The organism is Microcoleus sp. S36b_A4, from assembly GCF_036700645.1.
Classification (GTDB): Bacteria; Cyanobacteriota; Cyanobacteriia; order Cyanobacteriales; family Microcoleaceae; genus Microcoleus.
Genome location: NZ_JAUBPI010000021.1, coordinates 72,259 through 83,057 on the forward strand (window position 1 = coordinate 72,259; position 10,799 = coordinate 83,057).

Sequence of the window (10,799 nt, forward strand, 5' to 3'; positions counted from 1 at the left end):
TCGCTCCAAATTATATACAAGTAAGGTGCGGACTGCATTGGTGTCAACAATTGCCTCAGACCCTTTTTCTCTCTCGTTTATAGCCGAGTTCGATCCCCTCACATCTCCGGGCTTTTTCATGCTCAAATTTTAGCCAAGCTGAAGTTTGAGCATGAAAAATTAATGTCTTCCTCGAAGAGAAAAAGTTTTTACGGTCAATTTTATTGATAGTTGAATTAACCGTTTTCCTTGCTAAAAAGCGATTTTAAGGCTTGAATTTTAGTCAGATTCACCAGCTAATATACCAATCCCCTCTTTAAAACTGGTCAACACCCCGTAAATTGCCCAAATAGCCATCGCCCGCAAATAGTGACTAGCGCGAAAAGTTCCCCCCGCCGTAATCGCTTCCGGCGTCCGAAACTGCAACCCATTTTCATAAATCTGCTTCACCACCGCATCCGTCAATTTAAATGCTTTCTCCTCCATCCCCATCTGTACCAAAAAAGCAGCCAACCCAAAATTAATCCCTGTCCAAACTTCCAAAGGATGAGTCGCATTCGGATTTTCCGGCGAACCATTCAGCATTACCCCATTCGCCGCACCGAACTCGCCATCGTTGAATTTCAAAAAGCAAGAATCGTACACAGTTTCTAAAGCACTAACTGCACATTCCGGCGGCACAATATCCGGCAATCCTAACAGTTTCGCGTAAAATTGACCGCACAATTGGTCTGCCATCACCACTTCGGAATTACTCTCGCTGTCCAAACGGTAATATTGACCGTTCCACAGTTTTTCTTGATAGCTCGGTCTTGCTTGTAACAGCCAACTGTGATATAATGCTATCTTTGCTTGAGGGTTAGGAATTATCTCCGGTGTTGCATCTTCCAAAATTTCACCGATCGCGATCGCAGCCTCCAGCGCCACCAACCACAAACCCCCGCAATACGCACTGATTCCCCGCATTTGCCAATCATCAAACGTCTGATCCGGTGCTCCAGAATTCTCAGGAATTCCGTCCCCATCCTCATCAAAAGTTTTCAGATAAGCCAAAGCCTCAACAATTGCCGGCCAACACTCTTGCAGAAAATCACAATCTGTGCTGCCAGTCAACAGGAAATCCCGATAAACCTGCAACACAAAATCGCAAGGCAAATCCTTCCACAAATTGCAATCTTGATAGCTAGTATAATTCGTTTTCTCCCAAGGATGTTCGTTAGGAGCACCCAAATCGTGCGGCGTCGCGCCGACAGCTTTTCTAATAGCCGAAGCTTGATTCCAGCCAATAATTCTCGGCGTATCGTCTCCGGCTGAAATTGCCCTAGCGAAGGCTAAAACCACCGACTTTTCCAAATCCGGCCACAGCATCAACAAAGCAAAAGAACCGTAAAGCCGCACGTCTAAACTTTCATACCAGCGGTAATCAATGCACTCCAAAACCGCAAATTGACCCTTCGGATCGCGTTCGTCAGCCGCACTCCAAAGAGTACCGCCATCTGTCAGGGCGTATAACTCGTTAAACAGCGCCATTTTAAAACTGTCTGACAAATCTTTCCGTTCTAAAATGGGTTTTTGCCAAGCTTCAATATTTTCGCGCCAAGTATCCGAATGCTTCATTGCAGTGCGAATAATCGGCCAAGCATTTTTGCCGTTGCGGCCGAAGAAATCCGTATAGCGGCGGTAGTACCAAACTCCCGATGCAAACTCAGTAACGGGCAAATCCCAAGCTATAATAAAGGGGATTTTGCGAGTTTTTCCCGGTCGAATAGTAAAGCGAACTGCGATCGCACAAGCCAACTGTTCTCCTGCTGTTGCGGCTGTCTCGTCTCTGTCATCCAACAAGAAACCTTCAGCAGAAAAGTTGCGCCAAATATCCTCGCCATTACCCGCCGGGTTCCAGCGAGTTTGATAGAATACTTCTACCGCCGGATTAGTAATAGTTGCGATCGCCCATTGTCCATCCCCCTCTTGCGGTTCGTCCTCAGCAGTCAACCGCGTCATCACGCAACCGATGCGGTGAAAATCTTCCACCAACAAATTCAAATTTCCGGCACTTTCTCCCCACCTGGGTTGATAGTCATAAAATGGACTACCATCATCTCGAACCATCACTTTCGGCGACTTGTTGGCATTAGTAAACCAACCAACAATATTCTCCCAAGTCAGCATGATGCTGAGAGTAATCGGCGCATCTGTAGGATTGTGGGCTACCCATTCAAACATGGCAACTGGGTAACTGCTTTCCTGATAATTGTTTGGCAAAATTGGCGAAAATTGCTCGCAGCTTAATTGAGCCTTAAATACATTTTCGTATACAAACCAACTGCGCGGATACAAAGCATGATAAGTCCCCGAAGATTGAAATTTTTCCTTCTCTTCCCTTCTTCCGTCTGCCTTCAGAATTCCATCCGTTACATCCGTTACAGAATCCGTTGCCGAACTTCCTTCCGATGGATACCATTTCCAACTAGATAAACTACCATCTGTAGGCGGTTCAGTGGAGAGTGCAAAAGCTTGTTTTTTGCCTTGAGTTTCTTCAAAAACGCTGAACTGACAAGCGGGCAAACTGCGAAAAATGTGTTCGCCGCCGTCAATGTGCCAGAGGTTGAAGTCGCCGCGGGACGATCGCCCGATGCAGCCGGCACCGAACCCGCCCAGAGGCATTCCGTGCCAGGGCCCGTCGTCGAGATTGCTTGCGTAGCGGACTGTATAGGGATTCTCCCAACCGAGGCCGATGGGACGTTTCCATGTGTGCGGGGGGATGTTTGGATTGGAGGTGCGATCGTTATTCATGTGATTAATCTTAGCGCTCGATCGAGCTTTACAATTTTCTTTAGTGAATTTTAAAGTTTTATCGCTCGAACAAATCCCAATTTTTCCGAAGATTGTTGACGGTTGATTGTTGGCCAAAAGCAATTGGGTTCAGGGCTGCCAGATTAATCAATTCTCCCATCTAACATCTAAAATCTAAAATTTGTTGGTCGATCGCCTAACGCGGTAGAACATCATCTAACCGCAGTTGCAAGCTGGTTAACAAAGGAGAAATAATCCGATCGCCGAGGCGAAATTGTTGCTGCGTGTAATCTTGGTCAATCAGTTGGCAAACGGTGATAGTAGGTTGTTTTGGTTTACCGATAAAAGCCACGCCTCCCAATCCGCGATAATCAACTATCCAATACTCTGGAATCCCTAAAATAGCATATTCTTCAACTTTTCGGGCGTAATCTGTTTCCCAGTTAGTGCTGACGACTTCTACCACCAATTTAATAGATCGTCCCAGCGTAATCACAGGTTCTCTTTCCCAAAGAGGTTCGCTGACAATAGCAGTTTCATCTAACACGACAATATCGGGACGGCGGGCGGTAGCTGCATCTGAAAATGGACGGATCAAACAAGTGCGGGGAATGAACCAAGGTAGTTTTTCGGCTGCGATGGCGATGCCGATTTGAGTTGCTAGTTTACCGCTGACGGTTTCGTGGGGGCCTGTGGGTTCCATGTCAACTAATTCTCCGTCAGCGAGCTCGTAGCGGAAGTTGTCACAATATCGATCGAGGAATGTTTCAAAAGTTAGGATTTTTTGCGCGGTGTAAGCCATTGGAAACTAATAGTTTTTTGCTTAAAATCTTATTCTATCAACTAACCAAATCCCAACTCAGAACCTTTCCCCGCGTGAACCAGAGCCAACTTTTCGTAACGCTTAGCGTGTTCCACCAACTCGGCGGCTTCTTCCTCAGAGACATCCCGGAGGCGTTTGGCAGGCACTCCCGCCACTAGCGTGTGAGGGGGAACGTCCTTGGTGACAACCGCCCCTGCACCGACGATCGAGCCTGTTCCCACCCTCACTCCATCGAGGACGATCGCCCCAATCCCGATCAGGCAGCCCCGTTCAATGTAAGCTGAGTGAATCACAGCTCGGTGTCCGACGGTCACGAAATCTTCCAAAACAGTCGGTTTTCCCGGATCGCCGTGCAGAATTGCTCCATCTTGGATATTGGTACTTGAGCCGATCGCAATTCGCTCTATATCCGCCCGCACCACCGCCCCGTACCAGATACTAGCGCCCGCTGCCACCTCTACCCTGCCGATGACAATAGCGCCTTCAGCGATAAAAGCCGCTTGGGATAGATCGGGCAAGGGCCAAGAGGAAGGAAGTGCAGACAGAGATTCGTTGAGATTGCTCATTTGTAGGTCGATCGTTATACTTCTAGCAGATTAGCTGGTTGTTGATACGGGATATAATAAAAGTATTTGGGACTTTTGCAGAGAAAATATGCTGGGACGCAAATAAATGATTGAAGTTGCCTTGCAATACCCGATGTTTGGCCCGGAAATTCAGTGTCCCCACTGTCGCCAAACAATTCCGGCTCTAACGCTCACGGATACCTATTTGTGTCCGCGTCACGGGGCATTTGAGGCAGATCCAAAAACGGGGGAACTGGTTCACCTTCAGTCTGGGCGGCACTGGCGCCGCTGGGAGAATGAATGGTATCGCCAGCACACACACCCCGACGGGATTCGGTTTGAAATTCACGAAGCGCTCGATCGACTTTATACTCAAGGCTACCGAGCAACTCGCGTGATCGTTGCTCAACGCTATCGCGACTTAATCAGCGCTTATTTGGAACGCAGCACGCCTTGGCGCGGGCAAGCGGAATCGCCCCGACCGAGACTGTACGGTTTGCCTGTGGATTTTAGCCCCGATCCTCAAGACGACCCTTGTTGGGAAGTGATTAATTTTGATTTGGAAAAAGAGCCGGGACAGCCGATTAGATATCCGTATTTTCGGTTGTTTGAATAGTTATTAGTCAGTAGTCAGTAGTCAGTAGTCATTAGTCATGAGTCATTAGTCATGAGTTATTAGTCATGAGTTATTAGTCATTAGTTAGTTCCTATTCCTAATGCCTAATGCCCAATGCCCAATGCCCAATTCCCAATGCCCAATTCCCAATTCCCAATTCCCAATTCCCAATTCCCCAATCTAAAATCTAAAATCTAAAATCTAAAATCGAATGCACCACGCCTCGATTCGCACTGCTAACATACACCGGGCGATCGCCTTTTACGAACAGTTGGGATTTACTGTGAGCGATCGCTTTACCACAGGTTACACCCTAGCCTGTTGGATGGAAGGTCTCAACGGACGCATCGAACTAATTCAAATCCCGGAACCAAAACCCGCACCGGATGCTTTCGGAGACGAGCATTATGTTGGATATTATCATTTATCTTTCGATTTAACTGAGGCGACAACTGACTTGCCTAGCTGGTTGCAGTCTCTGAAAGAACGGTTTGAGGAAGCAGTTAAAGAGCAACCCAATCAGTTTCAAGCTTTGAAAGTTTTGTTAGAACCGACTCAACAGGCGATCGGGCAAAATGTTTACGAAGTAGCTTTTATTGCCGATACAGACGGTTTGCCCTTAGAGTTTATCCGACGGATGAATAGCTAATTAAGTCTGAGTTGAAACACTTCAGAAATCCCATCAGCCTCCATCTGTGTTCCGAAGTTGATATCTGCGGTTAAAAAATTCCAATCCGACTAATCTGCTTTAATCCGGATATCAATTAACCAATAACTAAATAGAAAAAAGAAGGAAACAGGGAGCAGGAAGAATGCTCATATAGCCAACTTTTTAGCCATCTGCATCTTTCGTTTGGATTAAGGGGATTTACTTAATTACCAATAACTAATCAATAAAAATAAAACCCGCGCCAGCGGGTTTTATATTCATGCTTATTGTTAATAAATTACTGTTTCAACTACTTACTTTTTAGGAACAAGAACCTCATTAGCGGCCACGGGACGCGCCGAGGAAGCAGTAGTTTTCAAAAGTGCGATCGCCTGCGCGTAGCAAGGATCATCCTTAGTCGCAACCAACATCGGTTTGTTAGCTAATTTCAGCTTTTGTTCGTCGGTGATTTCCACCTTAACATCAGGAGTAACCCCCTTGTGGCTGATATCCGTACCGTTAGGAGTATAGTAGTGAGCGATCGTCACCGCCAATCCCGAACCGTCAGCCAAAGAATGCACCGACTGCACCAAAGCTTTGCCAAAAGTTTGGCCGCCCATCACAGTTGCGCGCTTGTTGTCCTTCAGAGCACCGGCCAAAATCTCGCTGGCGCTGGCTGAGTTGTCGTCCACGAGCACCACCAAAGGCTTGTCAGTGAGCGCAGTGCGATTTGCCTTCATTTCCTGAGAATCGCCCGCCCGATCGACTGTGCGGACGATCGCCCCTGTATCCATCCACATCCGAGCGATATCAATGCTCACTCGCAGCAACCCGCCGGGATTCCCCCGCAAATCCAACACAAAAGCGTCAGCTTTCTGAGCCGAGAGCTTTTTAATCGCCGCCTCCATTTGTTCGCCCGCGTGGGAGCTAAACTCTTGTAAACGGATGTAACCCACATTCTTACCGCCTTCATTCTTGAGGCTGTAGCGAACCGCGGCTACCTCTATTCTCGCCCGAGTCAGAGTGATATCAAACTCGCTTTTGCCCTCACGAGCAATCCGCAGCGTTACTTTCGTACCTTCGTCGCCCCGAATTACCTGAGCCGCATCCGAGACAGTCATGCCTTTGGTAGTTTTGCCGTCAATCACCAAAATCGTATCGCCCGCTAGAATCCCTGCCTTCAGGGCCGGGGAATTTTCCATCGGCTCGACTACCCTAATCGCTTTTGTTTTCTCGTCTTCTTCCAGCCTCATCCCCACCCCTGTCAGTTCCCCAGACGTTTGATTCGTCAGCGCTTCGTACTGCTTCGGGTCCATGAAGCGCGTGTAGGGGTCGTTTAATTTCTCTAGGGCTTTGCGGAGGGCGGTGTAGGCAGCTTCGCGAGAAGTATAATTTTTGCTCAGCAGTTCTTGGCGGGTTACTTGCCAGTCAGTCTTGTTAAAGCTGCCATCAACATAGTCTCGGTTCACAATTTGCCAAGCTTCGTCTAAGACAGCTTTGGGGCTATCTTGAAGCTCAGCGCGGACTGATTGACTCAGGCCGGGAACGAGCAAAGATATCGAAGCGGTTGTTGCCATTGCCCCACTGAACAGGGCTGCCTGTAATTTAGAAAAGCGTCTGCGGGCTTGATTCATTGAATTTGGCTCAATTCGATTTTAGATTTTTGATTTGAGATTTTATATTGCTAAAAAATCTCACACTACTACTTAAACTATTGTGCGGAGGCTCCACCATCCCTTTGGACAGTTTAACGAGATTCATAGTCGATCGCCAACCAATTATTACTCTCTTTCAATAAACTTAATTTAAAACTTGGATTTATAAAGTGCCGTGGAAGCTAAAATCGAACAATTTTCGCGTAAGTGGTTGAGCCTGCTCGTTAATGGAGTTATCGGCCTAGCAGCGCTGGCGGGGGTCGTGGCCATGCAGTCTAGCCGGGAGTTAGGCGGAATGTCCCCAGTTGGCGTTCAGGGGCAAAAGCCGCTGTCTGCAATGTCTGCTGCCAGTTTCAAGCAAGCCGCACAGCAAGAAGCGCAGCAAGAAGCCCTGCGGCTAAAAATGCTCAAAACTATCCCTAGTTTTGGGTTTGACAATTTAATTGCAGATTGGACATTTCTCAAATTTTTGCAATATTTTGGCGACGACGAAGCGCGAGAGGTGACGGGCTACAATCTCAGCCAAGATTATTTTGACATAGTTACGCAGCGCGACCCGCGGTGGACTGACATCTACCTGTTTCTTTCCACAGCTATTTCTTTTTATCAAGGAAAGCCTGAAACCGCTGTTAACTTTATAGAGCGTGGTACTAGAGCCCTTGCCGTTTCGCCGCAACTTCATTCCCAATCGTGGATAGTGTGGCGAACTAAAGGTATTGATGAGTTGCTGCTGTTGGGGGATATTCCCGACTCAATTCGCTCTCACGAAATGGCCGCTGATTGGGTGGAAGGAAGCCCGGAATGGTCGAAATTGGCGCCGATGTTTCGAGCCACTGCTGAGTATTTGCGCCGAGATCCCGATAGCGTGCCGGTGCGGTTTAATGCTTGGAGCACGGTTTATGCTCAAACAACTGATAAGTTGGTGCGTCAAAGGGCGAGACAAGCTCTTGTCAAGTTGGGAGCTCAGGTGCAAAAAGATCAGGATGGAAAGGAGAGTTTTATTTTGCCCCCTCGAAAGTAAGCAGAAGGCAGAAGGAAGTTCGGTAACGGATGTAACGGATGTAACGGATGTAACGGATATCAGGAAGAAGGAAGAAGGGAAATGCAGCCGCAGTAATAGTTTCAGCTATCAAGAATGTCCTAAATGTCAAGACGGTTGACTGTAATTCTCCAATCCAAAATCCAAAATCTAAAATCTAAAATCGGCTTGAGTTAGTTCCCGCCATTCACCGGGTTTGAGGCCTTCGAGACGCAAATGCCCGATCGCACATCTGACCAGCCGCAGTGTCGGAAACCCTACTGCTGCGGTCATCCGGCGCACTTGGCGGTTGCGGCCTTCTGTGAGAGTCATTTCCAGCCAAGCTGTCGGCACGTTTTTGCGAAATCTAATCGGCGGTTCGCGGGGTGGCAAAGGTGGTTCTTCTAACAATAATTGCACTTTTGCCGATCGAGTCCGATAATCTTGAATTGTGACACCTGTCTGCAAAGCTGCGATCGCACTTGCATCGGGAATTCGTTCAACTTGCACCCAGTAAGTGCGGGGATGAGCGAATTTCGGGTCACTGAGGCGGTGCTGCATTTGTCCATCATCGGTTAGCAGCAACAAACCTTCACTATCGCGATCGAGCCTTCCTACTGCATAAATGTTAGGAATAGGAATATAGTCTTTGAGAGTGCTGCGTTTAGTTTCGCTGGAGTTGTCAGTGAATTGAGTTAAAACATCGTAGGGTTTATAAAATAGAATGTAGCGATAAGGCATGACAATTAAACACTAAAAATGTACCAACAGTGCGAGATAAAACTATATAACACCCTCAATAAACCCCTTCCTCTCTATCTTTTCTCCCTCCTCTGCGCCCTCTGCGCCCTCTGCGGTTCCCAAAAAAATAAATCTTATTAACCAACGATTCAAACCTGCTATAAATATTGAGCCTTTAAAACCCTCACCAATCTCAACTACCCAATTTTACCATGCCCGAAGCCACACACCGCGTTTGCATCGTCTTAGGAACTCGCCCGGAAGCGATTAAACTAGCCCCAGTCATTCAACTCTTCAAAAGTTCTCCAACCTTTGACACCCAAGTAATTTTAACCGGTCAGCACCGAGAAATGGTCGAACAAGTAATGCAAATGTTCGCTCTAAAAGCCGATCGGGATTTAGCAATTATGCAGCACCAGCAAACCTTGACAGATATTACATCCCGGAGTTTGCAGGGTTTGGAAGCATTGTTTAAAGAATTGCAGCCCCACATCGTCTTAGTTCAGGGCGATACAACGACAGCATTTGCCGCTGCTTTGGCTGCATTTTACCAAAAAATACCCGTAGGTCACGTAGAAGCCGGATTGCGGACAGACGACGTGTTCAATCCTTACCCCGAAGAGGCTAACCGACGGTTGATATCTCAGCTCACAAGGCTGCATTTTGCCCCGACAGCGCTGGCCCAAGAGAATTTAGTGCGATCGGGCGTTTTGGGAGAAATTCACCGTACAGGCAACACAGTAATCGATGCTTTGCTTTCTGTCGCCAAACGCGAACCAGAATGCAACATTCCTAACTTAGATTGGAGCAAATATCGCACTATCTTAGCAACAGTTCACCGCCGCGAAAATTGGGGAGAACCTTTAGCAGGAATTGCTCGCGCATTTCTCCAAATCTTAGATAAATTTCCCGATACAGCCTTGCTCTTACCTCTACACCGAAATCCCACAGTTAAAGAACCTTTGCAAGCTCTTTTGGGCGACCATCCAAGAGTATTTTTAACTGAACCTTTAGATTACGCAGAATTAGTAGGAGCGATTCAGAGATGTCATTTAATTCTCACTGACTCCGGTGGCTTGCAAGAGGAAGCACCTAGTTTGGGCAAGCCAGTTTTAGTATTACGAGAAACCACAGAAAGACCCGAAGCAATTTCTGCAGGTACTGCTAAACTGGTTGGTACTAATTCTGATATAATTTTCACAGCAGCAGCAGAATTGCTCAGCAATTCCGAAGCATACAACGCAATGGCAATGGCAATTAATCCCTTTGGTGACGGTTTGGCTGCTTCGCGGATTTTGAAAATTATTGAGGAGTATTTTAGTTAACTACTCCATCGCGAGTTGGGCGGTTGAAACCGCAATTAAACAAACAAAGTCCCCGCAGAGGGGGACTAATTCCTGTTAAAAAAACTCGGTTTTTGCCTCCCTTCCCGAATTACCAATCCCCACCGCCACCCCCACTACTAGAGTCACTACTGCTACTGCTGTAGTCGCTGCTACTGCTACTGCTGTAGTCGCTGCTACTGCTGTAGTCGCTACTGCTACTGCTGCTGTAGTCGCCGCCACCGCAATAATCGCTACTGCTACTGCTGTAATCGCTACCCCCACCGCCACCGTTGGAGTCGCCACCGCCAAAGCTACCCCCGCAGTTGCTACTGCTAATGCTGTAATCGCCACCGGCACAGCCACCGCTGGAGCCGCCACCGCCAAAGCTGCCCCCGCAGTCGCTGTTGCTAATACTGTGGTCGCTGCTATTAGTGCTGTAGGTGCGATTCGTTTAGTCGAAAGGAGTAATAATACTCAGGGATGGCTAGTATGGCTTCCAAAGTCATAACAACTAAATACATATCTGGGTGCGGATCAGCCTAAGTCCCAGTCCGCAAGTGCAGCGGTAACAGCATATCCCCTACCTTGATAGGTAGCAACTAGCAAGGTAAAGCGGGGATAAAAGGCAGACTAC

The 10,799-nt window shown here is 47.6% G+C and carries 11 protein-coding genes; 5 read left to right on the forward strand and 6 right to left on the reverse strand.

The features are described from left to right. Nucleotides 1–258: 258 nt before the first annotated feature. The 3 genes from QUA03_RS09305 to QUA03_RS09315 all read right to left on the reverse strand — a co-directional run bounded on the left by QUA03_RS09305 (nucleotide 259) and on the right by QUA03_RS09315 (nucleotide 4,161). Complete coding sequence (locus tag QUA03_RS09305) at nucleotides 259–2,772, reverse strand: GH116 family glycosyl hydrolase (protein WP_333211498.1); 2,514 nt, start codon at nucleotides 2,770–2,772, stop codon at nucleotides 259–261. 196 nt (nucleotides 2,773–2,968) lie between these two features. Beyond that, the gene (locus tag QUA03_RS09310) at nucleotides 2,969–3,574 is read right to left on the reverse strand and encodes a Uma2 family endonuclease (RefSeq protein ID WP_333058342.1); all 606 of its coding nucleotides are present in this window, start codon (nucleotides 3,572–3,574) and stop codon (nucleotides 2,969–2,971) included. Between the two features lie 41 nt (nucleotides 3,575–3,615). Beyond that, a complete protein-coding gene (locus QUA03_RS09315) occupies nucleotides 3,616–4,161 on the reverse strand; it encodes a gamma carbonic anhydrase family protein (protein WP_333211500.1) in 546 nt (181 codons plus the stop codon). Between the two features lie 106 nt (nucleotides 4,162–4,267). On the opposite strand from QUA03_RS09315, the gene QUA03_RS09320 reads away from it, so the two are divergent. Both QUA03_RS09320 and QUA03_RS09325 read left to right on the forward strand, forming a co-directional pair. Beyond that, entirely contained in the window at nucleotides 4,268–4,777 is a 510-nt protein-coding gene (locus QUA03_RS09320; RefSeq protein WP_333211502.1) for a TIGR02652 family protein, read from the forward strand. 211 nt (nucleotides 4,778–4,988) lie between these two features. Continuing rightward, nucleotides 4,989–5,426 (forward strand): VOC family protein, encoded by a 438-nt coding sequence (locus tag QUA03_RS09325; RefSeq protein WP_333211504.1) that lies wholly within the window; start codon nucleotides 4,989–4,991, stop codon nucleotides 5,424–5,426. A gap of 314 nt (nucleotides 5,427–5,740) precedes the next feature. Here QUA03_RS09325 and ctpB read toward each other — a convergent pair whose 3' ends face one another. Next, the gene (gene ctpB, locus QUA03_RS09330; RefSeq protein ID WP_333211505.1) at nucleotides 5,741–7,060 is read right to left on the reverse strand and encodes a carboxyl-terminal processing protease CtpB; all 1,320 of its coding nucleotides are present in this window, start codon (nucleotides 7,058–7,060) and stop codon (nucleotides 5,741–5,743) included. Between the two features lie 196 nt (nucleotides 7,061–7,256). On the opposite strand from ctpB, the gene QUA03_RS09335 reads away from it, so the two are divergent. Both QUA03_RS09335 and QUA03_RS09340 read left to right on the forward strand, forming a co-directional pair. Beyond that, complete coding sequence (locus QUA03_RS09335) at nucleotides 7,257–8,102, forward strand: hypothetical protein (RefSeq protein ID WP_333211507.1); 846 nt, start codon at nucleotides 7,257–7,259, stop codon at nucleotides 8,100–8,102. Continuing rightward, nucleotides 8,065–8,241: a hypothetical protein gene (locus tag QUA03_RS09340; protein ID WP_333211508.1), complete on the forward strand. Its 177-nt coding sequence runs from the start codon at nucleotides 8,065–8,067 to the stop codon at nucleotides 8,239–8,241. The genes QUA03_RS09335 and QUA03_RS09340 overlap by 38 nt, the downstream gene beginning before the upstream one ends. A 29-nt stretch (nucleotides 8,242–8,270) precedes the next feature. Here QUA03_RS09340 and QUA03_RS09345 read toward each other — a convergent pair whose 3' ends face one another. Further along, on the reverse strand, nucleotides 8,271–8,840 hold the full coding sequence (locus QUA03_RS09345) for a pseudouridine synthase (protein WP_006631347.1): 570 nt from the start codon (nucleotides 8,838–8,840) through the stop codon (nucleotides 8,271–8,273). Between the two features lie 212 nt (nucleotides 8,841–9,052). On the opposite strand from QUA03_RS09345, the gene wecB reads away from it, so the two are divergent. Beyond that, a complete protein-coding gene (wecB, locus tag QUA03_RS09350) occupies nucleotides 9,053–10,165 on the forward strand; it encodes a non-hydrolyzing UDP-N-acetylglucosamine 2-epimerase (protein ID WP_333211511.1) in 1,113 nt (370 codons plus the stop codon). Between the two features lie 75 nt (nucleotides 10,166–10,240). Here wecB and QUA03_RS09355 read toward each other — a convergent pair whose 3' ends face one another. Next, entirely contained in the window at nucleotides 10,241–10,543 is a 303-nt protein-coding gene (locus QUA03_RS09355; protein ID WP_333211513.1) for a hypothetical protein, read from the reverse strand. Nucleotides 10,544–10,799: the final 256 nt, after the last annotated feature.